Origin of the sequence: Haladaptatus salinisoli, assembly GCF_020614375.1 — an archaeon.
Lineage (GTDB): Archaea > Halobacteriota > Halobacteria > Halobacteriales > Haladaptataceae > Haladaptatus > Haladaptatus salinisoli.
In genome coordinates this window covers 2,259,892-2,281,097 of record NZ_CP085327.1, presented here as the reverse complement: position 1 = coordinate 2,281,097, position 21,206 = coordinate 2,259,892, and the positions used below count along the sequence as shown (strand labels likewise).

Annotated in this window: 22 protein-coding genes and 2 tRNA genes; 9 read left to right on the top strand and 15 right to left on the bottom strand. The window is 64.9% G+C overall.

Translation table 11 applies throughout. From position 1 onward, the window contains the following. The first annotated feature begins 312 nt into the window (after positions 1-312). Complete coding sequence (locus tag LIX00_RS12440) at positions 313-519, top strand: DUF7835 family putative zinc beta-ribbon protein (RefSeq protein ID WP_227353506.1); 207 nt, start codon at positions 313-315, stop codon at positions 517-519. A 123-nt stretch (positions 520-642) separates the two neighbouring features. Here the strand turns inward: LIX00_RS12440 and LIX00_RS12435 are convergent, their stop codons facing one another. The 3 genes from LIX00_RS12435 to LIX00_RS12425 all read right to left on the bottom strand — a co-directional run bounded on the left by LIX00_RS12435 (position 643) and on the right by LIX00_RS12425 (position 3,658). Continuing rightward, positions 643-1,317, bottom strand: a complete 675-nt coding sequence (locus LIX00_RS12435) for a class I SAM-dependent methyltransferase (protein WP_227353505.1) — start codon at positions 1,315-1,317, stop codon at positions 643-645. Positions 1,318-1,649: 332 nt separating this feature from the next. Next, positions 1,650-2,378 (bottom strand): helix-turn-helix domain-containing protein, encoded by a 729-nt coding sequence (locus LIX00_RS12430; protein ID WP_227353504.1) that lies wholly within the window; start codon positions 2,376-2,378, stop codon positions 1,650-1,652. A gap of 62 nt (positions 2,379-2,440) precedes the next feature. Further along, positions 2,441-3,658, bottom strand: coding sequence for a YkvI family membrane protein (locus tag LIX00_RS12425; protein WP_227353503.1), 1,218 nt, complete (start codon positions 3,656-3,658; stop codon positions 2,441-2,443). A gap of 90 nt (positions 3,659-3,748) precedes the next feature. On the opposite strand from LIX00_RS12425, the gene LIX00_RS12420 reads away from it, so the two are divergent. Beyond that, entirely contained in the window at positions 3,749-4,792 is a 1,044-nt protein-coding gene (locus LIX00_RS12420) for an N-acetyltransferase DgcN family protein (protein WP_227353502.1), read from the top strand. Positions 4,793-5,021: 229 nt separating this feature from the next. Here the strand turns inward: LIX00_RS12420 and LIX00_RS12415 are convergent. Next, positions 5,022-5,093, bottom strand: a tRNA-Thr gene (locus tag LIX00_RS12415). Between the two features lie 50 nt (positions 5,094-5,143). Next, a complete protein-coding gene (locus tag LIX00_RS12410; protein ID WP_227353501.1) occupies positions 5,144-5,785 on the bottom strand; it encodes a DUF7114 family protein in 642 nt (213 codons plus the stop codon). Positions 5,786-5,845: 60 nt separating this feature from the next. Here LIX00_RS12410 and LIX00_RS12405 point away from each other — a divergent pair, with 60 nt between their 5' ends. Further along, positions 5,846-6,559 carry an enoyl-CoA hydratase/isomerase family protein gene (locus LIX00_RS12405; RefSeq protein ID WP_227353500.1) on the top strand — a complete coding sequence of 238 codons (714 nt, stop codon included), beginning with the start codon at positions 5,846-5,848 and terminating at the stop codon, positions 6,557-6,559. 11 nt (positions 6,560-6,570) lie between these two features. Here LIX00_RS12405 and LIX00_RS12400 read toward each other — a convergent pair whose 3' ends face one another. Further along, complete coding sequence (locus LIX00_RS12400) at positions 6,571-7,365, bottom strand: NAD+ synthase (RefSeq protein ID WP_227353499.1); 795 nt, start codon at positions 7,363-7,365, stop codon at positions 6,571-6,573. 116 nt (positions 7,366-7,481) lie between these two features. On the opposite strand from LIX00_RS12400, the gene LIX00_RS12395 reads away from it, so the two are divergent. Then, positions 7,482-7,552: transfer RNA gene (locus LIX00_RS12395), tRNA-Gly, on the top strand. Positions 7,553-7,718: 166 nt separating this feature from the next. After that, positions 7,719-7,955, top strand: coding sequence for a DUF2061 domain-containing protein (locus LIX00_RS12390; protein WP_227353498.1), 237 nt, complete (start codon positions 7,719-7,721; stop codon positions 7,953-7,955). 78 nt (positions 7,956-8,033) lie between these two features. Here LIX00_RS12390 and LIX00_RS12385 read toward each other — a convergent pair whose 3' ends face one another. The 5 genes from LIX00_RS12385 to LIX00_RS12365 form a co-directional block, all read right to left on the bottom strand. Next, a complete protein-coding gene (locus LIX00_RS12385) occupies positions 8,034-8,732 on the bottom strand; it encodes an Nmad3 family putative nucleotide modification protein (protein WP_227353497.1) in 699 nt (232 codons plus the stop codon). A 76-nt stretch (positions 8,733-8,808) separates the two neighbouring features. After that, positions 8,809-9,102 (bottom strand): DUF7577 domain-containing protein, encoded by a 294-nt coding sequence (locus LIX00_RS12380; protein WP_227353496.1) that lies wholly within the window; start codon positions 9,100-9,102, stop codon positions 8,809-8,811. A gap of 330 nt (positions 9,103-9,432) precedes the next feature. Further along, a complete protein-coding gene (locus LIX00_RS12375; RefSeq protein WP_227353495.1) occupies positions 9,433-10,512 on the bottom strand; it encodes a PQQ-dependent sugar dehydrogenase in 1,080 nt (359 codons plus the stop codon). A gap of 39 nt (positions 10,513-10,551) precedes the next feature. After that, entirely contained in the window at positions 10,552-11,451 is a 900-nt protein-coding gene (locus tag LIX00_RS12370) for an acyltransferase (RefSeq protein ID WP_227353494.1), read from the bottom strand. Between the two features lie 248 nt (positions 11,452-11,699). Further along, positions 11,700-13,187 (bottom strand): heme-binding protein, encoded by a 1,488-nt coding sequence (locus tag LIX00_RS12365; protein WP_227353493.1) that lies wholly within the window; start codon positions 13,185-13,187, stop codon positions 11,700-11,702. A 180-nt stretch (positions 13,188-13,367) separates the two neighbouring features. On the opposite strand from LIX00_RS12365, the gene LIX00_RS12360 reads away from it, so the two are divergent. Then, entirely contained in the window at positions 13,368-13,883 is a 516-nt protein-coding gene (locus LIX00_RS12360) for a PadR family transcriptional regulator (RefSeq protein WP_227353492.1), read from the top strand. A 21-nt stretch (positions 13,884-13,904) separates the two neighbouring features. Here the strand turns inward: LIX00_RS12360 and LIX00_RS12355 are convergent, their stop codons facing one another. The 4 genes from LIX00_RS12355 to pyrH form a co-directional block, all read right to left on the bottom strand. Continuing rightward, a complete protein-coding gene (locus LIX00_RS12355; RefSeq protein ID WP_227353491.1) occupies positions 13,905-15,728 on the bottom strand; it encodes a site-2 protease family protein in 1,824 nt (607 codons plus the stop codon). A 61-nt stretch (positions 15,729-15,789) separates the two neighbouring features. Then, positions 15,790-16,098 (bottom strand): hypothetical protein, encoded by a 309-nt coding sequence (locus LIX00_RS12350; protein WP_227353490.1) that lies wholly within the window; start codon positions 16,096-16,098, stop codon positions 15,790-15,792. Between the two features lie 173 nt (positions 16,099-16,271). Then, positions 16,272-17,924 carry a lysine--tRNA ligase gene (gene lysS, locus LIX00_RS12345; protein ID WP_227353489.1) on the bottom strand — a complete coding sequence of 551 codons (1,653 nt, stop codon included), beginning with the start codon at positions 17,922-17,924 and terminating at the stop codon, positions 16,272-16,274. Beyond that, positions 17,921-18,640 carry a UMP kinase gene (gene pyrH / locus LIX00_RS12340; protein WP_227353488.1) on the bottom strand — a complete coding sequence of 240 codons (720 nt, stop codon included), beginning with the start codon at positions 18,638-18,640 and terminating at the stop codon, positions 17,921-17,923. Before pyrH ends, lysS begins: the two co-directional genes overlap by 4 nt. An 87-nt stretch (positions 18,641-18,727) precedes the next feature. Here pyrH and LIX00_RS12335 point away from each other — a divergent pair, with 87 nt between their 5' ends. The 3 genes from LIX00_RS12335 to LIX00_RS12325 all read left to right on the top strand — a co-directional run bounded on the left by LIX00_RS12335 (position 18,728) and on the right by LIX00_RS12325 (position 21,161). After that, positions 18,728-19,498 (top strand): molybdopterin synthase, encoded by a 771-nt coding sequence (locus tag LIX00_RS12335; protein ID WP_227353487.1) that lies wholly within the window; start codon positions 18,728-18,730, stop codon positions 19,496-19,498. A 244-nt stretch (positions 19,499-19,742) separates the two neighbouring features. Further along, a complete protein-coding gene (locus tag LIX00_RS12330; RefSeq protein ID WP_227353486.1) occupies positions 19,743-19,994 on the top strand; it encodes a DUF7123 family protein in 252 nt (83 codons plus the stop codon). Between the two features lie 216 nt (positions 19,995-20,210). Then, positions 20,211-21,161, top strand: coding sequence for an AEC family transporter (locus LIX00_RS12325; protein WP_227353485.1), 951 nt, complete (start codon positions 20,211-20,213; stop codon positions 21,159-21,161). The last annotated feature ends 45 nt before the right edge of the window (positions 21,162-21,206 follow it).

Sequence of the window (21,206 nt, the reverse complement as noted above, 5' to 3'; positions counted from 1 at the left end):
AGCAATTAGGCTAGCGAATCACCCCCGCTAGCGCGAACGTGATGAGACCGGTTGCGGTGGTGGCCGGGCGCGGGACGAGAAGCAGCAGCGTCTCGGCGAGTGGATTCGACCAAATCTCGTGGCAGCGACGCAATCGTCAAGAACCATGGGCTCGTCACTTAACAAATGACACACCGCGTATTTTGGTCCGAATGACGCCAAGCGAAGGATTCGAGGGATGTCGAGTACCGTCTCACTACGCGCGACTCGATCTGCGCGGTCATCACGGCGGAATCGGAGCGCCGTCACTGATTCCGAATAGAGCGGTAACCTATGGCATTCGACAATAACGACTCACACGGTAACCAACGGGTAGAATCCTGTATCAATTGCCTCAGTGAAACGCCTCATCGGGTGACGATCGAACTCCGCACCGAGAGTCCAACGAACGATAATGCCGTGTTCTCGCGCGAGCCGTATCGAGTAAGCAGGTGCCCGATGTGTGAGACCACCACCAGCCAGCGAATGAACAACGGCTAAACCATCGGGTCGTTAAACGAGCGACCGAGTACGGAAAGAATCGCCGTCAGAACTGCGGTACATTCGTGATATCCGGCTAGGTGGGAAATTGGCTCGGACCACCGAATCCCTCCCCGTAGACCGCTACTTTCCCTCGTCGGCCTTGTTTGCGACCGCGATATAGTTCGTCCCTAGTGCGAACGCCTCGACAACCGTCGCGCCGTCAAAGGCGCGTTCGAGCTCTGTGAACACGTCTTCCTCATCGTTCCAGTTTCCGAATACGCGATAGAAGCGCTCGATGAGCGGGTTTAGGACTCGACCGAGACCGGAGGGGACGAGCCGAATTTCGTGGACGGCGAACCGTGCGCCCGGCTTGAGCGCGCCATAGGCGTTTTCGACGGTCGCCCGCACATCCGGCGTAGAACTCACCGCAGTTGTGGCCAGCGCTCCGTCGAATCGGTCGGTGCCCAGAGGGAGCGCCGTCGCGTCCGCACGGATGGTTTCGACGTTTTCCCAGCCGTGTGTTTCGATCCGCTCGGTAGCTCTTTCGATCATCCCGGGGCTAAGGTCGACACCGACCACTCGACCTTCGGAGCCAACCGCCTCGCGGAGCAACTCGAAATTGGTCCCCGGTCCACAGCCGATATCGAGAGCGACGTCGCCCTGTTCGAGATGCAGTTGGGACACCGCAGCGCGGCGAAACTCACGCGTATCTCGCTCATAGAATCCCCAGAGCGATTCGCGTGCGCTCCAGAAGTCCCACTTGCGCTGACTACGCTCCAACTGTTCCTGATGCTTCGAGGAAGTCCGTCGGTCCATATCCACTGTACGCCACCAGTGGAAACAGTCGTTTTCCCGATGCATTTCGGCTCCTTATAAGGCGATCTGCGCCCACGTAAGTCCGAAATCGTACGGAAGCCAGACCACCTTTGAACTACTCGCTCACGCTATCGCACCGAATCGGCCACGACGAGTGGGGACCTCCCGAACCACCAGAGTAGGTTGCCGTTCGATTCACGGCCCCCCGCTCGCCGCGTGCTACCCTCTGCGTTGTTCGCGCCCTAAGAGGCGCTCGCCTTGATTACCCGTAGAAGCCGGACGGCCCCTCTCGGTAATCCTTGGACCGGGCTTCCTGACGTTCCGTCGTAATCTCAGGGATCCAGCAACTTCGACTCCGCCTTTCGGAGGTGTTCGAGCACCGTCGCCTTCGAAATGCCGAGCTCCGCCGCGAGGTCAGCCGCAGAGATCCCTCGGGGACGCTCGTAGTAGTCCCGTTCGCGGGCGTACTCGAAGACCTCCCGCTGACGCTCCGACAGCGAATCTTCGGGGAACAGCGACGTCATGGTCGCGTCTGGCGTCGTGATGCAGACGATATCGATCTCGGCGTCGGCCTCCGACCGCACCTCGTCAAGCCGGTCGCGAATCGTGTCGCGACGGTCGTCCGTCAGCACCGCCCACCGCTCGCGGCCGCCGCTGATGCGCACCGGTGCATCCGGAATGAGTCCGCGGGAGACCAGCGGCGTCGTGATGCTGTTAGCTGGCTCGTAGGTGACCAAGAGACCGCGGGTGGCGTTGCCGGGGGCAACATCGGCACCGATCCCCCCTGCGGGTGAGAGGCGTCGACCGGGGATCTCCTGCACGGAGGTGGTGAGCGGGGAAGCATCGACGGCGGTGATCAGGTCGGCGACCGCGTCGGTCGTGTCACCGAAGGCTGTGAACCGACCGACTGCGAGCCCGTCGACCTCGTACACGCCGTGGCCGAGCAGACCGGCGTCCGTCCGCTCGGTCACCTCGAGCGTCCAGCAGTTGGGGTGCCAGATGTCGAGAACCAGCCGGAGGCATGCCGTATCTCCCGCGATGTTCGTCGACGGCTGAGCCATGGTACGCGGGTACGTCCCGATCCGATAAAACGGTTCGTCCGAAACGGGGGAGCGTTGGTCGCTTATGCGCGGCTCCAGAACTCCCGTTTCCAGTCCGGTTCAAACAGGCGGATGAGCCCGATCGTGAGCGTCGGGATTGCGAACAGGGCGATGAAGAAGTACGCCATGATGGTGTACCCCTGCGCGACGAGCGCGATGATCCCGAACTGGGAGAGTAGCGTCGCAGCGACGAGAATACCGACGCCGATCGCGGCGCTCTGCAGCGAAGTGAGGCCGTCGACCTCGGCGAACCGCCCGGCGTCGATCTCCGCGAAGTCGGTGTCGACGCGGTGGATGATGGCGTGGATCGCCCCAACCGCCGTCTCAACGAGCGTCCAGCCGATGACGATCCCGTAGAAGCCGATCAGCAAGGGGCCGCCGACGCTCTCCAACATGGGGAGCCACGGAACTTCCGCGCCTATCACCGACTCGCTCGGGTAGAAGCCCATCAGGCAGAGGTAGGTGATCAGGAACGGAACCGTCATCATAACACCGGCGAGCACGCCGGAGATGATCGTCTCCTTTCGCGTGTCCTGTCGGTGCAGCGCGAAGAACACCGCCGGAAAGATTGCTAGGTTGTATCCGACGTAGAGCACGCCCGACTGGAGCACCTCGCCCGTGCTCGCGTCGTCGACGTAGGACGTGTTTCCGGTTGCGAGCACGTTCGTCACGTCGCCCCACACCGCCGAGAGGACGATGACGCCGAAGACAACGTAGGCGAGGTAGAGGAAGCCGGTACCGACGGTCTTGAACCGCTCGATGAGACTTGCTCCGTAGTACGTGAGTACGCCGACGACGGCGATGATGGCGATGATACCGGCCATGTAGGGGATGCCGAGCGTCTGTTCCATAATCGACCCGGCGGCCGAGGCCATCACCGCGATAACGACGGTCGCCATCACCACGAATAGGACGTCGAACAGCGGCCAACCCTTCCAGATGATCGCCTGCATGTAACTCTTGTAGTCGTACGTACCAAACGTTCGAGACAGGTCGAACACGACTACCGACATGACGGTAAACCCGATGAAAATGGCCGCGATGGCGAGCAGTCCGGCGGAGCCGAACTTGGCGCCGTAAGCGACGACCTCGCGGCCGCTAGCGTAACCGCCCCCGATGAGCAGCGACTGGAGAATGATCGCCGGAAGGACGATCGATCCAAATCGACCCTGCAGCAGACGGGCGAAAATACTGATCGTGCGCTGGTCACGGGCGTCGGATGAGACGCTTTCGCGTGGCATGTGATCCCATCTCCCGGTACAGTGGGTAATAATCACTCCCTCTCATGAGAGGTGGTGGCTCTTTGTCTCGCTCCCCGCCAACGTGAGGCCATGAATCTGCGAAGCGCGTTCGACCTGCCGGCACCGGCCATCGTCCTCGCGGAGGGAGCATTCGGGAAGACGGCCGGCAAGACCGCCAACGGTGTCGTCATGCACAGCGAACTGTTCGACGTCGGCGCCGTCGTAGACTCCGAGCGGGCCGGCCGGTCGGCCGCGGACGTGCTCGCCCGCCCGGACGTTGCCGACGTGCCGGTCGTCGAGTCGATGTCGGCCGCCCTGGAAACGGTTCCCGAGGCGGAAGCCCTCGTCATCGGCGTCGCGCCAGCCGGAGGCACCCTCCCCGAGGAGTGGATAACCGACATACGGGCGGCGATGCGCGCCGGATGTGACGTTGTCTCCGGGCTCCACGTCTTCTTGAGTGAACGCGACGATTGGGTTACCCTCGCTGACGAGTGCGGCGTTCGCCTGTTCGACGTCCGCAAACCCCCCACGGACGACGACCTCAGGGTCGCAGACGGGCGGGTCGACGATGTTGATGCCGACATCGTCCTCACGGTCGGCACCGACTGCGCGGTCGGCAAGCGCACGACGACGTTCGAACTGTACCGGGCGGCTCGCCGGGCAGGCCTCAACGCCGGGTGGGTCGCCACCGGTCAGACGGGCATCATGGTCGGCGCGCACCGCGGCGTCGTCGTCGACCGCGTGCCCGCGGACTTCGCAGCCGGCGTCGTCGAGGACCTCGTCCACGCCGTCGGCGCGAACCACGACCTCGTCCTCGTCGAGGGTCAGGGAGCGCTCACCCACCGCGCCTACTCAGGCGTGACCCTCTCGCTGCTCCACGGCGCCTGGCCCGACGCCGTCGTGCTCGTTGACGACCGCGACCGAACCAGCCGCACCCACTTCGATCGGTTCCCCGTCCGCGGCGTCGACGTCGAGCGCGAACTCGTCGAACGCCTGTGTGATACCTCGGTCGCCGCCCTCTCGACGTGGGGCGACCCGGCGACCGAGCGGAATCGGTTCGGCCTCCCGACGGCGAACGTCTACCACGAGGACGGCCCTGAGACGCTCCTGGATGCCGTTCGGGTGGCGCTCTGACGGGCGATCGGGTCGTCTCCGTCGGCCGTGAGCTACCGAACCCCCGTTGGAGGAGTCGTTCGAGAGTCACAGTACGTCCCCGGGGCGGCAGAACGGACGGCGTCCTGCGGGCAGCGTGGCATCGAACGGCCGCGACCCACCGAATTGTCGCGGCTCATACGATCACCCCAGATGATCGACGTGGTCACTGTGGACCTTCATTTGCGCGGATTTTAACCAAGTTACAGCAAGCCTAGGCCGGGATTTGAACCCGGGCTCTCGTCCTTACCAAGGACGCGCTTTACCGCTAAGCTACCCAGGCGCGGCATTCATTCCTACACGTGGAACCGACTTTAGGCGTTTCGATTCGCATCAGGGGTCGGTGGCGGACGACGGGGCCTCGTCGGGCCAGTTCGTTCGTCTGCCGGACAGCTTCACCAGCGTGTCGATCGCGTCGTCGGAGAGCAACTCCGCCGACTCGTGGTCCGTGATCGACGCGGCGAGCTGTTCCGCGTACCGCCGAGTTCCGGCCGGTACGTCGCCGCCGCCGACCGTCGTTCCGGCGACGATAGCGAGTTCGAACACGTCGGTTTCGAGCGAGCGGTCGGCGCGCAGTTCGGTCTGGTTCCGACCGAACGATTTGACGGTCCGAACCGCGGTGTCGGCGGCCTCCGTGCGGGCGAGGAGGGAGAAACCGCGAGAGACCATCACGTCCGCCGCCAGAACGGCGATGTTACTCTCGGTGTGCTGCGACTCCGTCTCCCACGGTTCGTCGAGCGCGAGCCGTCGGGTGAGTTGCAGTCCCTCGTAGATGAGTTGGACGCCGGCGGCGCGACTCTCGACTTCGGTCGTGCCGGCACCGTCACCGGCTGCTCGCGCACTCAACAGCGTCAACACGCCCGGAACCATCCCCGACGAGTCCAGCAGTCCGACGATGCGGTCGCGGAGTCGCGCTGGCGTGATATCTCCGATAGCCTCGCGCGCTGCTCCGCGCGCCCGGACGGCCTCTTCCATTGTCGGGGGGTTACGACGGAACCGCCAAAGACCTTTGGAAAGCGTCGCCAACCGGACGGTATGATTCGAATACTCGACGGTCCGGAGATCAGAACCGTAACGATAGCCCGTCCGGAGCGCCGCAACGCGCTCACGCCCGACGGACTGGACGACCTCGCGAGCGCCGTCCGCGAAGCGCACCAACCGGTCGTCTACGTGCGCGGCGAAGGTGCGGCGTTCTGCGCCGGCGCCGACCTCGACGTCGTGGCGGGGTTGAACCGCGAGTCGGCGGAGGAGTTCGCGGAGCGCGGCCAACGGGTGGCCAACGAGATCGAGCGCGCCGACAGCGTCGTCGTCGCGGGAATCGACGGCGCGGCGCGAGGTGGCGGCGTCGAACTCGCGCTGGCGTGCGACGTGCGGGTCGCCACGCCGGACGCGACGTTCGCCGAACCGGGCGTCCGACTCGGTCTCTTCGGCGCGTGGGGCGGTACCGCCCGCCTCCCGGACACCGTCGGACTGGGCGAGGCGCTCGACCTCGCGCTCTCCGGTCGGGTCGTGACCGCCGAGGAGGCGCGGCGGATGGGTCTCGTCTCGCGCATCGTCGAGGAGCCGCGTTCGGTGGCCGAGGAGTTGGCGGCGAACGCATCCGACGCGCTCAGTATCGTCAAAACTCGCGTCCGCGACCGCTCCCCGGTGGAGGTGCAGGCCGAACGCGAAGCCGAAGCGTTCGGCGAACTCGTGACGTCGAACGCCGACGACATTGCGGCGCGTCGCGATTCGGGCGAGTGGAAGTAGCGAAAGGGAAGTTACAGAGGGTCGGGCGACGGCGGGACGGCGCGTTTGTGCGCGCTTCGGTCGTACATCGCGTCGATTCGCCGCACGTCCTCCTCGGTCGCGTCTTCGACCTGTCGGGCGGTCGCGGCGACGGAGAGCGGTCCGTCGACGTGGAGCGCCAGAATCGCGTCGAGGGTGTCGTAGTCGATACCCAGTTCCCCCTCGTCGGTCTGACCCGCCCACAGCCCGGCCGTGGGTTCTTTCTCCACGAGTTCGTCCGGCACGCCGACGTGCGCGGCGAGTTGGCGAACCTGCTGTTTGTAGAGGTTGCCGATTGGGTGGCAGTCGACCGCGCCGTCGCCGTACTTCGTGAAGTAGCCGACCAGCGCCTCGGTGCGGTTTCCGGTGCCGAGCACTATCGCCCCCTCGTGGTTGGCGACGAGGTAGTTGAACACCCCACGCGTGCGGGCGCGAGCGTTGCCGACCGCCAGTTGGTCGCCCGCGGCTTCGGAGTAAGTGTTCAAAAACTCGTCCACGACGGGGTTTATCTCGAATACGTCGTAGGGAATCTCCAGCTCCGCGGCGACCCACTCGGCGTCGCTCATGTTGTCCTCCCGACTCACCGCGCCGGGCATGACGAGTCCGTGGAGGTTCTCCTTCCCGAGCGCTTCGACCGCGAGGTGCGCCGTCAGCGTGCTGTCGATGCCGCCAGACAGCCCGAGAACCGCCGAATCGGTGCCCGCCTCCGCCGCTTTCTCGCGGACGAACGCGGTGATGTGCTCGCGGTGGGCTTCGAGTTCCTCCTCCGAGAGTTCGAGGTCGATCATCGTCGGCTGTTGGTCGGCTGATGACTAAAACCTCCCCGCCGGTCGCGAATTTCTCGACGAACGTCCGGAAGCGCTACGTTGAAGTGACGGTGGAGCGAAGAAATCGAGTGCGGTGCGCGCCGGTGGTCTAGTGGTAGGACATGAGCTTCCCAAGCTCATAGCCCGGGTTCGACTCCCGGTCGGCGCATACCGCACCCTTTTCGTCAGTTTCTCCCTCCGAACCCAACATCTCGCAAGCGCTTCGAGTAGTGGAACGCCCGTCCTCGCCGACCTGCAAGATCACACGTAACCCATCGAGATTACATTCAGAACCTAGCGTAACTACTTTACCTTATGTAAGAGTGCGTGAGCACATGAACACCGGTCTGAGGCGGTACGTCACGCGGTACCCGAACCAACTCCGTTCGCGGGCGGTGGTCAAGACGCTCTGCTATCGAGTGTTCATGCTCGTCGTCACCGTCGGCGTCGCGCTGTTAATCACCGGAAACACGACGGACGCGGTGAGCATCGGTGTCGCCACGAACGTCGTCAAAACCGGCACGTACTACTGCTACGAGCGGTTGTGGGACAGAATCGCGTGGGGAGTCTGAAGGTACGCTCCGGAACTCGCACCGTGGACTTTCCGCCCGCGTCACTCCACCCGCCTATCGCGGGAATCACTACCGGTACTACCGATTCTCCCGCAGTCCCAAAATCTCCTCCACACCGTCTTGCTCGAACCGCATCGGCCTGCGCCACCACGGCCCCTTCCCCGAATCGCTCGATAGCTCCGTCACCAGCCGATTCGCCGTCGCCCCCTCGGTGCCGCTCAGCGGAATCGCGGTGTCGTACAGCTCCGACCCGTCCGCCGCACCCTCCAACAGCACCGCCGCGTCGAACTCGTCGCGTTTCAGGTGGGCGTTGTTGTCGAAAAGGTCCCGCACCTCCGCGTCGAGGGCCGCGAACTCCGCCCCCGGAATCGGCTCCCGCGCCAACCGGAACTGCCCGATGACGTACGCGCCCCACCTCGGCGGAATCCACTCCCGCTCCGGTTTCCCGACCGTCGAGAGCGTGGCGTAGAAGAAGACGTAATCGCCCTCGTCGAGTTCCAACAATGGCCGGGCTTTCACCCCGAAGGGGTCGCCGTAGGTGTAGCGTTCGCAGCACGGGTACTCCGCGAACTCCGGATCGAGGTGAACCGGCGACGCTTTCGCCCCCTCCGGCAACTCCACCGAGAGGTCGAGGTCGGCGTAGGTCGGCACCGGGCGAGTCGTCGGCTCGGACTCCGGAATCGGGACGTACTCGAAGCTTCCGTCCGGCCGAATCGGGCCGCGGACGCCGGGCTGGTTCGTGTTCGCGGCGACGTTGATGGCGACGGCGCGGGCCATTGGCTTCGAGTGGGAGCCCGAGCGGGAAAAGCGTGGCTACACCGCGCCGGATTGCGACGAGCCGAACGACGCGGAGCTACCACACGCCGAGCGGTTCGACGCACTCGCGGCAGAAGGTGTACTCCGTCCCGTTCTCGGTTCCGCAGTGGGGACACTGGCGCACGTCGGGGTCGTCCTCGCGGAACTCCTCCAAGACGCTCTCCTTTCGCACGTCGTCCGGCGCGCTCTGCTCCGGACTCGGCGGCGTCGATTGCAACAGCGGCGAGTCCTCGTCGCTGCGCAGGAACCGATAGATGAGTAGCTGTAACCCTGCGAAGAGGACGACGTACAGGACGATCCACCCCCAGACGTTCATGCTCCATGGTGACATACGTCGTCGTGGTACTTGGTAGCTTCGCACGTACCTATCTGCCAACTTTAGAACGCTCGTTGACGAGTCGGCTGGGCTCGCTCTCGCTTGCGGTATCTCGCCGCGGCGTTCGGGTCCTCGCCGCGCTTCTTGCCTCTCGCGTCGTCCCGACCGATGTCCAGCCGAGCGGTCGCCGACGGACTTCGAAAACTCGCTCGGAAGCCTCCGAACCGACGGGTGAAAGGGCGAGCTCGTCGGGGTGAACGAGGAAAAGAAGGCGTCGGGGGGTACGAGGAAAAGAAGGCGTCGGGGGGTACGACGCGCCGAAGTCGCGGTCGTCGCCTATCGAGATTACGCGGGCTGAAGCATGAGAACGCGGTCGTCCTGCGGTGCGGGACTCTCCGCGCGACCGTCCCGGTTGCTGGTCGTCACGTACAGGTGGTCGTTCGGCCCGGTGAACGCCGTCCGGAGGCGACCGTACGCACCGTCAAGGATGCGTTCCTGTTCGACCACCCGTCGACCGTCGAATCGCACTCGGCGGAGGTGTCTCCCCGCGAGCGTCCCGAAGAAGAAATCACCGCGCCACTCCGTTATCGGGCCGTCGTAGAAGGTCGCGCCGCCGGGCGCGATGGTCGGCGTGTACGTCGCGAGGGGGTCGGTGAACCGCTCGCTCTTTCCGGTCACCTCGGGCCAGCCGTAGTTGTTTCCGGCTTCGAGGACGTTTATCTCGTCGTCCTCGTCGGGGCCGTGTTCCGTGCTGAAGAGGGTTCCGTCGCGGAACGCGAGTCCCTGCGGGTTGCGGTGGCCGTAGGTGAACACCTCGTTTCCGAAGGGGTTGTCCGGATGCGGCTTTCCGTCGAGCGTCAGCCTGAGAACTTTTCCGGCGAGGGACTGCTTGTCCTGCGCTCGTCCCCCGCTTCCGGCGTCCCCCGTGGTGACGTACAGCGAACCGTCGTGGACGGCGAGTCGACCGCCGTCGTGAATCGACGAGGCCGGGATTCCGTCGAGGATGGTTCGTTCCGGTTCGAACCCGTCGTCGACGCGGTGGCGGACGACTCGGTTCTGGAGTTTTCCGCCCCGTTTGTAGGTCTGGTACGTGTACGCTAGCTCCTCGTCTTCCGGGTGCAAGACGAGTCCGAGTAGACCGCCTTCGCCGCTGTGAGCCACCTGCTTCGTGAAGTCGGCGACGACTTTGTTCCCGTTCGGGCGGATACGCCGGATACGGCCCGGTCGCTCGGCGAGATAGAGGTCGCCGTTCGAGTCGAAGTCGACACCCCACGGCACTTCGAGATTCATAGCGACCGTTTTAACGCGCACCCCCGGAACGCGCTTCGTCGTCGGAGTCTGAGTCGTACCGCCGGACGACTCCGTGCATCCGGCGAGCCCGGTGATGCCGAGCGCAATCGACCGGAGGTACGTACGGCGTCGCATAGTCCGCACCACGACCTCACGGGAGAAAAACAGTGCGGGTTAGTCCGACGGGTCGAAGTCGCGCCGAAACTCGTCGAACTGGTCCAGGTCGTCGGGGAGTTCGTAGTCGATGCGCCGCGCTTCCTTCTCGGTCGGCGGGACGTCGTCCACGGGGACGGCCTCGTCTTCCCACCCCGGTTTCACGCGGATGCTCTTCGCCGGCATTCCGACCGCGACGTGATGCGCCGGAATATCGCTCTGGACGACCGCCCGCGCGCCGACGAGCGCGTTCTCGCCGACTTCGACGCCGGCGCGAACCATCGCGTCGTAGGTGAGTCGCACGTCGTCGCGGACGACGGTGTGGTAGTTCGTCACCTCGGTCTGGTCGACCACGTCGTGGTCGTGGCTGTAGATGTGGACGCCGTCGCTGATGGAACACCGGTTTCCGATGGTCAGTTTTCCGCGGTCGTCCAGGTGCACGTCGTCGTGGACGACCGTGTTGTCGCCGATTCGGATGTTGTGTCCGTAGGTGAACGAGATGCCCTTGAAGAACCGACAGTCGTCGCCGCACTCCTCGAAGAGGTGGTTCGCGAGCATCTGGCGGAAGCGAAGCGCGAATTCCACGTTGTCGGCCATCGGCGTCGCGTCGAACTGCCGCCAGAGCCACTGGAGGTGTTTCGACTCGCGGAACGTCTCCTCGTCCTTCTCGGCGTAGTACTCGCTCTCCAGCGTCGCGTTGCAGGGGTCGTAGCTCTGGAGGCGAACGCGCTCCGCGTTCGATACCTGTTCGCCGTTCTGCCACGCCTCGTACGCGTCGCGGTCGCCGTGCAGATCGACGAGCACTTCCTCGACCACGTCGCACGTGTCCTCGTCGCCTGCGAGGCGGTCGTCCACTTCGTCGATGAACCCGCGGACGCCCGCTTCGGCGGACTCGGGGAGCGTAACGTGTCGCTTTGTCATGCGCTTATTTCACCCTCGATTTTCTTATAGGTTAGTTACTCACCCGTAGGCAAGGGGGTTTTGGTTGCGGCGCGGAGTGCTCCTTCCGGCGGCCTTCGTTTCGACTCGAAAATCGAATGACGGTGCCGAGTTTTTTGTGGCCGAATTTCACTTTCACCCCGCGCCGTCGAACTTCGGCGCGCCGGGGGTCTACTTCGCACGCGAGAACGCTCCGGCGTTCCGTGCGAGAGACGGAGCGACGCGAACGCCTACGCGAGGAACACGTGCCGCGGTCTGTCGGCGAGCACGTCCCGGCCCCAGTCCACCGTGTCGCGGAAGGCGTCGCTCCGGAAGAAGTCCATCGCGTCCTCCTTCGAGCGCCACTGGCTGGCGATGAACATGTCGTTTTCGTCCTCGTGGTTCGCCAGCAGTTCGGTGTCGAAGTGGCCCTCCGTGTCGGTCAGCACGTCGCCGACCGTCTCGAACTTCGCGACGAAGTCCTCGCGACGGTCGGGTTCGACGGTGTAGAACATCCCCATCGTGCCGAACCCGCTCTCCTCGCCGGCGCGACCGACGATGCCCGGCAGGTCGGCGAGGAAACCGCCCGCCGTCTCGGCGGCGCTCTCGGTCTCCCAGATGCTGACGACCGCCGACCGCACCTCGCCGCCGTACACCGCCGTCTTCACGTGCGTGTCGTAGTGGTCGAAGTTGCTCCGCAAGCCGTCGACCTCGTCGAACAGTTCCTCGGCGTCGGCCTCCGAGTAGAGCACCATCGCGTACACGTCCTCGCCGTGCGGTTTTCCGGCGTAGATGTCGAGGTCCTCGAGTTCGCCGCGGACGTCGTCCGATCCGTCGCCGCCGTGCGGGTGTCCGCCTTCGGTTCCGCGGGCGTGCGCACTTGCGCCCCCCTGCTCGCCGTGATCGTGCGCCCCCGCCCGTCCGCGACCGCCTCCGTGCGGGTGGGCGTCCTCGGGCGTCGGAATCTCCTCGCCGGCCATGAACGCCGGGAGGTCTTCCGGCGGGAACCGCCGCCCGAAGTAGAACGACCCGAACTCGGCGTAGCGCGAACTCGCCTCGTCGAAGCGCATCTCGTACAGCAGGTCTTTGATGTTCGTCGGGTCGTTGCTGAACAGGTCGACGCCCCACTCGAAGTCGTCCATCCCGATGCTGCCGGTGATTATCTGGGTGACCTTCCCGGCGTACCCCTTCCCGATTTCGCCGTGGCTCGCCATCATCTCGCTCCGCTCGTCGAACGGCGTGTCGTACCAGTTGTCCTCCCCGAGTCGGCGCTTGTTCATCGGGTAGAAGCAGACGAACTCGGCGTCGGGCACGTCGGGGTAGAGTTTGCTCGCCACGTAGCGGGCCATCCCGGTGTCCTCGATCTCGTCGGGGTCTTTCACCATCTCGTCGGAGGTGTATCCGCCCACTTCGGTCACGGAGACGTAGGAATCGGTCCGCTCCGTGAAGTCGGCGAATCCCGTTCGTTCGAACGCTCGCTCCGCGGTGTCGAGGTCGGCCATCGTCGGGCGGAAGTGGAGGACCAGCAGGTCGGCGCCGTGTCCCATGACGCTGAACACGGCGGACGACCCGTCCTCGGCGTCGACGACGTTCTCGCGGGCTTGCAGGAACTCGACTCCGTCGCTCAGCGCGTTCTCGCGGACTCGCTCGGGGGCGTCCCGCCACGCCTTCCAGTCGACGGTTCGGAAGTCGTGGAGCGCGTACCACCCTTCGCGGGTCGGTGGGGCCTTTCTCGGCATACGCGGGGGTTGGGAGCGACCGGACAAGGATGTTTTGAGTCCGTCTCGGCCGTCGGACGCCGCGACGGTCGGTCGGTTCGGCGAGGCGGTATTGTTACCCGTTTTTGACAATTGATGTAATTCTTCGGCGTACCGCCGGTACCGAAAGCCTTTCAAAAACACGACTTAAACCCCCAGTCGATGCGGAAAAGTGGCCCGCCGAAAGGCCTGATCTCGTACCTAGTGCTCGAACTTCTGAATCAAAAGCCGCGGTACGGGTACGAGATACTGAAAGAGATCCGTGATATAAGCGGCGGCCACTGGGAACCGTCCTACGGGTCGGTGTACCCCATCCTCTACAAGTTCGAGGAGAAGGGGTGGGCCGAACGAATCGAGCGCGAGGACGAACCCGACCGGAAGTACTTCGAACTCACCGACGCGGGCTACGAGGAACTGGAAGAGAAACGGGAAGAGAGCGGCACGAAAGCGCGCGAGTTCGCGGACGTCATCCTCGGTTTCTACCACGTCTACGTCGCCTTCGCCACCGACGACCGGTTCGAAGTGACGAGTCCCGCCGGCGAGTGGCAGTTCGACGAGACGTTCAGTTCGTGGATCGTCGAGCAGATAATCCGCCACCACGAGCGCGATTTCGGCGAGTTCGATCGCATTCCCGACACGCCCGAGGAGTTCTACGAGCGGATGGGTCTCGAGGAGTAACCGGGGCGTTTCGAAACCGGACTACCCCGCCAGCAGTTGCGGTCCGAACACCATGAGGACGAGGCTGGCGAGCATCGTCAATCCGACGCTCGTCGTTATCATCGTCGTCACCTGCCGACCCTGGCTCGTCGGGAGGCGCGACACGACCGCCTCGGCACCCATCCGCAGGAGGTGGCCGCCGTCCAGCGGGAACGCCGGGATGCAGTTGAAGAAGCCGAGGTTGAGATTTATCCACCCCGTCCAGAACAGGGCGTTCGCCAGCAGGAACGCGCCGCCGCCGAGTACCGACAGCGGCCCCTGTACCGCGTAGAAGTTGCTGTTCGACGCGACGAATCCGGCGAAGTTGTAGTTGACGGGCATCGAGAGGCTGGCGAACGGGAGCAACAGAGTCCCGCCGACGCCGAGCAGGAACGTCTTGAGCGGTCCGTCGCCGCCGCCGCCGAAGACGGAGAGGAACTGCCCCGCGACGAGGTCGCGGAACGTCTCCGCGGGGTAGAGCTCCGTCCCGAAACCGCTCGCCGCGACGCCGGAGGTGCCCGGCGCGACGAGGATGCCGACGATGGCCTCGCCGCCGCTGTTCCGGCCGAGCGTCACGTCGTACGTGTGACGGACGTACTCCCCGCCCTCCTTCGCGTAGGCCTCGACGGTCACGGTCTGCCCCGGTTCGTACCGGTCGAGGGTGCGGGTCAAGTCGCTGCTGTTGGTGATTCGGGTTCCGTCGATGGCCGTGATGACGATGGAATCGCCGGAGTTCAGTCGCGTCTCGCTGGCCGGGCCGCCCTCCTGGACGGTCGAGAGCGCCCCGACCGGCCCGGTCACCTGCGAGCCGTTCACCGTCAGGGTGGCGACCTTCTTGTTCGCGAGCTGTCGGTTCAGCGCCTGCTCCGTGTAGACCCGGGTGCCGTTGACGGCGGTGATTCGTTCGCCCTTATCGACGCCGGAGTTCCGATTTTGCTCCGACGCGAACGGCGAGTCCACCGCGACTCCCGTGACGAGCAGCGAGCGCTGGATGGTCATGTTGGTTTTTTCGTCCCCGCGCTCGACGGTGACGGACACGCTCCTGCTCTCGATGGTGGCGAGTTTCGATTCGAGGTCGGCGTTGTTCTCGACCGCCTTCCCGTTGACCGCGACGATTCTATCGCCGCGCTGGAGTCCGGCGTCGTCCGCGGCCGACCCTTTGAACACGCCGCCGACCGCCGCGCCGGACGCGACGGTTATCGACCCCATCACCGGACCGAAGAGGAGCAGAAACGCGAGCAGCGTGACCGCGAAGTTGTTCGTCACGCCCGCCGCGAACATCCGGCTCTGGCTCCCCCTGTCGGCTCGCCTCCGGTTCTCCTCGTCGGGTTCGACGAACGCGCCGATGGGAAGGACGGCGAGCAGCGCCAAGCCCATCGACTCTATCTCGATGTCCTCGACCCGGCAGAAGATACCGTGTCCCCCCTCGTGGACGACCAGTCCGACGAGCAGCCCGAACATTATCTCCGGGGCGACCGAGAGCGGGAGGAAATCGTTGACGCCGGGGATGACGAGCACGTTTCGCGGTTGCGTGACCGCGGACGGCTCCGGCGGATTTTGGAGGACGAGAATCGCCTGTACGACGAGGAGGAGGAACGTCCCGGCCATCACGACCAGCGCGATGCCGAGACCGAAGTTCCCCCACGCTCGCCAGAATCGCTTCGGACGGGCGAGGCGGTCGAGCAGTCGCTTTCCTCTCTGCGTGTGCAGCGTCAGAATCGGCCCCTGCATACCGAGATACGGCGGCAGCATATCGTTCGCCCGAAGCGCGAGCAGGGCGAACCAGTAGGCCGCGATTCCGAGAAGCACCCACACAATCGTATCCATCGAGCGAAAGAAAGTCCCCGTCGCTCAAAGGCGTTTGGGAAGAACGGAAAAAGTTGGAGCGCTACTCCGCCGCCTGCCAGTCTTCTTCGAGTTCCTGCTGTTCCGCCTGCTTACTCTGGCGGCGCTGGCGGAACTTTCGAGCGGCGGCGATTCCGGCGGCGGTGCCGCCGAGCACCGCGGCGCGGCGGGCGAACGTCCGAGTTCGACTTCCTCCCTTCGTCGATTCGGTCTCCTCCGTCTCCTCGGATTCGGCCTCCGTCTCGATGTCCGCGGTCTGCGATTCCGCCTTTTGGGTTGTTGCTTCGTCTTCCTTGACGAGTTCGGTCCGTTTCAACGCCGGTTTCTCGAGATTGAGTTCTATCAGGGCCATGGTAATATCACCGTTCAGTCGCTGACGTGATTGGTCGTCAGACAGACCTCACACCTCCTCGTAGTATCGGCACGTTCTTTGTTATGCACTTGTTAGTCGGAGGTAAGTGTATATTGTCTGCCATCGGTCTTAACTCTGCTGGCAGTTACCGCGCTGACGCCGCTGACGGCGGGCTATCCCTCTCGACGCAGTCGGCGGAGCACGAACTCGCGGTCCAAGTTCGAGAGGAACGGACCGAGTTTCGGCCCCTGTTTCTCGTCGAAAAAGAGCCGATAGCCCGTGCCGAAGAACTCGCCGATGTCGATGTCGTGGCGCTTGGCCGTCTCGTAAATCTCGCCCTGAATCGCCTCGCCGTCGTGACCCGCTTCGACGAAGTCGGCGAGTTCGTCCAGCGCGACCTCCGTCTCGGAGTCGAGCGCCACGTCGGGCAGTTCGGTTCGCTTCAGGTCGTAGTCGTACTCGTTGTTCGTTCGGCGCGCCCACGCTCGCGCGCGCTCGACGCGCGCGAGCGCACCCTCGACGGCCCAGTCGGGCGCGTCGTCGGGGATGTGACCCTCCCGTCGCGCGATATCCTCGCGGAGGTCGGGGTCGTCGGTCATCCCCAGCACGGCGGCGAAGGTGTAGGGGATGCGGATGCGGTCGGGGCGGATCTCGCTCGCGACCATCGGATAGGCGCGCTCCGCGAGGGCGCGTTCCCGCTCGTCCGCGTCCTCCTCGCCGAAGTAGACGCGCTCGAAGCGGTCGAACTCGTCCACCAGCAGATCGAGACGCTCGATGCTGAAATCGCGCGCCTTGCTCGGGTCTTTGGTGAAGAAGTACCGCAGCACCTCGGGTTCGAGCAGTTCGAGCACCTCCTTGACGAGGACGACGTTCCCCTCCGACGAGGAGAAGGGCTTCCCGTCGAGCGTGAACCACTCGTAGGTCATCGGCACGGGCGGTTCGAAGCCCATGACGTTGCGGGCGATGTCCTCGCCGCTCGGCCACGAGCCCTCGGCGTGGTCCTTGCCGAAGGGTTCGAAGTCCACGCCGAGCGTCTTCCACTGGGCCGGCCACTCGAAGCGCCACGGAAGTTTACCCTCGCGGAGCGTCGCGGTCCCCTCGTGGCCGCAGCCCTCGATGGTATTGTCGCCCGCCTCGAGGTCGGTGCAGACGTACTCGACGGTGCCCTCCTCGACGTCGAAGTCCGTCACGGTCTCCGTTATCTTCCCGCACTCCTCGCAGATGGGGTTGAACGGAACGTAGTCGTCGTCCACCTTGTCCTGATACTCCGCGAGCACCTCGCGGGCTTCCTCGGCGCGTTCGAGGAGGTGGCGAGTCACCTCCTCCAACTCGCCGGACTCGTACAGCTCCGTGTTCGAGACCACGTCGATGGGGACGCCGAGCAGGTCCGCGCTCTGCTGGATGAGATTCGAGAAGTGGTCGCCGTAGGAGTCGCAGCAGCCGAACGGATCGGGAATGTCGGTGTACGGTTTACCGAGGTTGCGCCCGAGCGCTCCGGCGTTAACGTCGCCGAGTTCGACGATGTTCCCCTCCAGGTCGGCGAGTTTCCGGGGAAGTTTTCGGAGCGGGTCGCGGTCGTCCGCGGTGAACACCTGCCGCACCTCGTGGCCCCGGTCGCGCAGGGCTTCCGCGACGAAGTAGCCGCGCATGATCTCGTTGACGTTGCCGAGGTGCGGCACCCCCGACGGGGAGATGCCGCCCTTGATGATGATGGGGTCGTCGGGGTCGTGCGCCTCGATTCGGTCGGCCACCTCGTCGGCCCAGAAGACGTGGTGGTCGTCCCCGCCCCCGTCGCGGTCGTCCGCCGGTGCCGAGTCCGCGCTCATCCTTGTACCCAGTAGGACATCTCGTCGTCCGCGCCCTCCGGAATGATGTCGGTTCCGCTGTGGTCGCCGGAGAGGACGGCGTCGGCGATTCGTTCCGGTTCGGTGCCGTCGAGGACGATGGTGCGGACGCCCGACCGCTCGATGAGTTTCGCGGCCAGCAGGTCGACCGGCGAGGAACTCCCCGCGGTCATCTCGAGGTCGGCGATGACGTCCACGAGGTCGCTCGCCGAGAGTTCGTCGTACTTCGTCGCGTCGTCTATCTCGTTCGGGTCGTCGCTGAACACGCCGTCCACGCTCGTCGCGTAGACGAGGAGGTCGGCGTTCGTGTACTCGGCCAGCGCCGCGCTCACGGCGTCGGTCGTCTGCCCCGGCATCACGCCGCCCATGACCGCGATGTCGCCGCGGTGCATCGCGGTACCGGCTTTCTCGTAGGTCTCCGCCGGACTGGGCGCGGCCCGCTCGCCCAACGCCGCGATGAGGAGTCGAGCGTTCAGTCGGGTCACGTCGATACCGATGTCGTCCAGTTCTATCTCGTTCGCGCCGAGATTACGGGCTGTTCCGATGTACTCTCGGGCGACGCCGCCGCCGCCGACGACAGCGCCGACGGTACACCCCTCCGTCGCGAGCGACTCGATGACTTCGGCGTGTCCGCGGACGCGCTGGGATTTCAGGTCCGGCGCGAGCACGCTCCCGCCGATAGAAACGACCACCTTCATGCTATCGCCGTCTTACCCGGACGCGGCCTTAAGCGTTCTCAACTTCCGACCGAAGGGTAAAAGCGCCTCGCCGCCCGCGATACGCACATGAAGGTACTGAGCGTCGTCGGGAGCGAGTCGGCCGCCGTCGCCGACCGACTCGCCGAGCGGCTCGCGGAACGCGGTGCGGTCGGCACCGTCACGAAGGGGTCGCCGGAGGCGACCGATTCGACCGCGTTCGAACTCGGCGACGGCGGGTGGCGCGCGCGCGGTGCGAACCGCTCGTTGACCGACGCGCTCGACGAACTCGCGCCGGACCACGAGTTCGCCGTGGTGTCGGGGTTCCCGGACGCGAACGTTCCGCGAGTCGTTCTCGGCGACGCCGACCCCGCCGGGGAACCCCTCGTCAGCGCGCCGGACGCGGACGCGCTCGATATCGAGTCCGTCGTGGACGCGCTCGACGACGTGGGCGAGTACGAGACGCTCGAATCGCTCGTCGCGCGCGCTAAACGCTCGGCGAGCGCGGAGCGTTCGGGCGCGATAGCCACGTTCACGGGGCGCGTCCGGGCGAAAGACAGCGCGGACGACTCGCCGACCGAGTTCCTCGAGTTCGAGAAGTACGAGGGCGTCGCGGAGGCGCGAATGGACGCCATCCGCGAGGAACTCGAAGCGCGCGAGGGCGTCTTCGACGTGCTCATGCACCACCGGACGGGCCGCATCGAGTACGGCGAGGACATCGTGTTCGTCGTCGTGCTCGCGGGACACCGCGAAGAGGCGTTTCGAACCGTCGAAGACGGTATCAACCGGCTCAAAGCCGAGGTGCCGATATTCAAAAAAGAGGCGACGACGGACGAACAGTTCTGGGTGCACGAACGATAGGTCGAGCGTATCGGTGCGATTCGGTTTCATGTTCCCGCACTTGGGACAGTACCTTTCGAACGGGGAAATAAAAGGCGAGATTCTTTTTTGAACTTTTTAGCCGGTTCTGATCGATTCGTGAAACGAGACTTTCACCCGCGTTCACGTCGATTTCCGGCGGACGAGGCTAAAGATTCCCGAAACTATCCTAAGCTTCTGCCCTTTATAACATCCCCCCGCTCCATGGGGAAACCGGAGTCAGCATATGAGCGCAACCACCCAACTCGCCGCCGAAAGCCCTGAACCGGAATCCAAAGAAGACCGCCTCAAGCAGTACCTCTGCGAGAAGGCGAGCGACGGAGAGCTCTACTTCAAGAGCAAGTTCATCGCCGACGAAGTCGGACTCTCCGCGAAGGAGATCGGCGCGCTGATGGTGAAGCTGACCGACTGCGCCGAACTCGAAGTCGAGAAGTGGTCGTACACGAGCGCGACCACGTGGCGCGTGGCTCCCGCGTAAGCTCCGGCCCCGCGTCCCCGCTCGCGGTTCCCGCGCCTCCCCCGCACGCCTTTCGACCACGCCCGCCCTGTAACCGTCCTCGCGAACGCGACCCCCACACCTCCGCCCCGTCACACCAACGCCCAACGTCACGCTCGGTTCCCCGAACGCCCCGCCGCAGCAGCCCCCCTTCCGCCTTCGACGCCTTTGTAACCTCCCGCCGTTTTCGTTCGACCAGTGTCGTTACTCTCCGCTTTGACGAACGCCATCCTGCCCGTCCTCTCGGTGGCCGCCGTCGGCTTTCTCCTCGGCGCGATCCGCGACGTCGAGGTGGAAGCGCTGGGCACCGTCACCATCTACATCTTGACCCCCGCGCTCGTCTTCCACAGCCTCACGACCACGTCGCTCGGCGGGAAAACGGCGCTGACGCTCGCGGTCGGCGTCGCGGCGTTCACGCTGGCGATGGCCGCGCTGGCGGAGTTCGTCGGGCGCGCGCTCGGCGAGTCGGAGCCGGTCCTCGGCGCGCTCGTGCTGTCGAGTTCGTTCCCGAACGCGGGAAACTACGGGATTCCGCTCTCGCAGTTCGCCTTCGGCGAGGTAGGTCGGAGCACCGCCATCCTCTACATCGCGGCCCAGTCCGTACTCACGTACACCGTCGGGGTTTACGTCGCCTCGCGGGGCAACGGAACGTCGAATTTCGCGGCCGTCAGGGAAGTGTTCAAACTCCCGCTCGTGTACGCCGTCTTCGCCGCGGGGGCGGCCCGCGCGCTCGGTGTCGTTCCGCCCGTCGATTCGGCTGCGATGGAGACGCTGAAACTGACGGGCGACGCCGCGATTCCGGTGATGTTGCTCATGCTCGGAATCCAGCTGGCAAACACCGATTCCGGTGCCGCCATCGCCCGCGTCGGCGTCTCGAACGGGATGAAACTCGTCGTCGCGCCGCTCGTCGCAGTCGGCGTCGTCTTCCTGCTCGGATTCGAGGACGCGACCGTCGCACGGGTGTTCGTCCTCGAGTGCGCGATGCCGGCGGCGATAACCCCGCTCATCCTCTGTATCGAGTACGACGAGGGAGGGCCGGGGCTCAGAGCACCCGAGTACGTGAGCACGGCGATATTCGTCAGCACGCTCGCCAGCGTGCCGGCGCTGACCCTCCTCATCGCCCTCCTCCAGTCGGGCGCGCTTGTCTGAGACGCGGCGGCGTCTAAGGGTTTATACCGATTCGTTGCGTATTAC

Bases quoted from the DNA above. Each gene is read 5' to 3' on its own strand.
- lysS (WP_227353489.1), bottom strand. From the start codon at position 17,924: ATGAGCGCGGACTCGGCACCGGCGGACGACCGCGACGGGGGCGGGGAC.
- LIX00_RS12435 (WP_227353505.1), bottom strand. From the start codon at position 1,317: ATGGACCGACGGACTTCCTCGAAGCATCAGGAACAGTTGGAGCGTAGT.
- LIX00_RS12425 (WP_227353503.1), bottom strand. From the start codon at position 3,658: ATGCCACGCGAAAGCGTCTCATCCGACGCCCGTGACCAGCGCACGATC.
- LIX00_RS12385 (WP_227353497.1), bottom strand. From the start codon at position 8,732: ATGGCCCGCGCCGTCGCCATCAACGTCGCCGCGAACACGAACCAGCCC.
- pyrH (WP_227353488.1), bottom strand. From the start codon at position 18,640: ATGAAGGTGGTCGTTTCTATCGGCGGGAGCGTGCTCGCGCCGGACCTG.
- LIX00_RS12355 (WP_227353491.1), bottom strand. From the start codon at position 15,728: ATGGATACGATTGTGTGGGTGCTTCTCGGAATCGCGGCCTACTGGTTC.
- LIX00_RS12380 (WP_227353496.1), bottom strand. From the start codon at position 9,102: ATGTCACCATGGAGCATGAACGTCTGGGGGTGGATCGTCCTGTACGTC.
- LIX00_RS12365 (WP_227353493.1), bottom strand. From the start codon at position 13,187: ATGCCGAGAAAGGCCCCACCGACCCGCGAAGGGTGGTACGCGCTCCAC.
- LIX00_RS12430 (WP_227353504.1), bottom strand. From the start codon at position 2,378: ATGGCTCAGCCGTCGACGAACATCGCGGGAGATACGGCATGCCTCCGG.
- LIX00_RS12370 (WP_227353494.1), bottom strand. From the start codon at position 11,451: ATGACAAAGCGACACGTTACGCTCCCCGAGTCCGCCGAAGCGGGCGTC.
- LIX00_RS12375 (WP_227353495.1), bottom strand. From the start codon at position 10,512: ATGCGACGCCGTACGTACCTCCGGTCGATTGCGCTCGGCATCACCGGG.
- LIX00_RS12350 (WP_227353490.1), bottom strand. From the start codon at position 16,098: ATGGCCCTGATAGAACTCAATCTCGAGAAACCGGCGTTGAAACGGACC.
- LIX00_RS12390 (WP_227353498.1), top strand. From the start codon at position 7,719: ATGAACACCGGTCTGAGGCGGTACGTCACGCGGTACCCGAACCAACTC.
- LIX00_RS12335 (WP_227353487.1), top strand. From the start codon at position 18,728: ATGAAGGTACTGAGCGTCGTCGGGAGCGAGTCGGCCGCCGTCGCCGAC.
- LIX00_RS12420 (WP_227353502.1), top strand. From the start codon at position 3,749: ATGAATCTGCGAAGCGCGTTCGACCTGCCGGCACCGGCCATCGTCCTC.
- LIX00_RS12400 (WP_227353499.1), bottom strand. From the start codon at position 7,365: ATGATCGACCTCGAACTCTCGGAGGAGGAACTCGAAGCCCACCGCGAG.
- LIX00_RS12360 (WP_227353492.1), top strand. From the start codon at position 13,368: ATGCGGAAAAGTGGCCCGCCGAAAGGCCTGATCTCGTACCTAGTGCTC.
- LIX00_RS12330 (WP_227353486.1), top strand. From the start codon at position 19,743: ATGAGCGCAACCACCCAACTCGCCGCCGAAAGCCCTGAACCGGAATCC.
- LIX00_RS12440 (WP_227353506.1), top strand. From the start codon at position 313: ATGGCATTCGACAATAACGACTCACACGGTAACCAACGGGTAGAATCC.
- LIX00_RS12410 (WP_227353501.1), bottom strand. From the start codon at position 5,785: ATGGAAGAGGCCGTCCGGGCGCGCGGAGCAGCGCGCGAGGCTATCGGA.
- LIX00_RS12405 (WP_227353500.1), top strand. From the start codon at position 5,846: ATGATTCGAATACTCGACGGTCCGGAGATCAGAACCGTAACGATAGCC.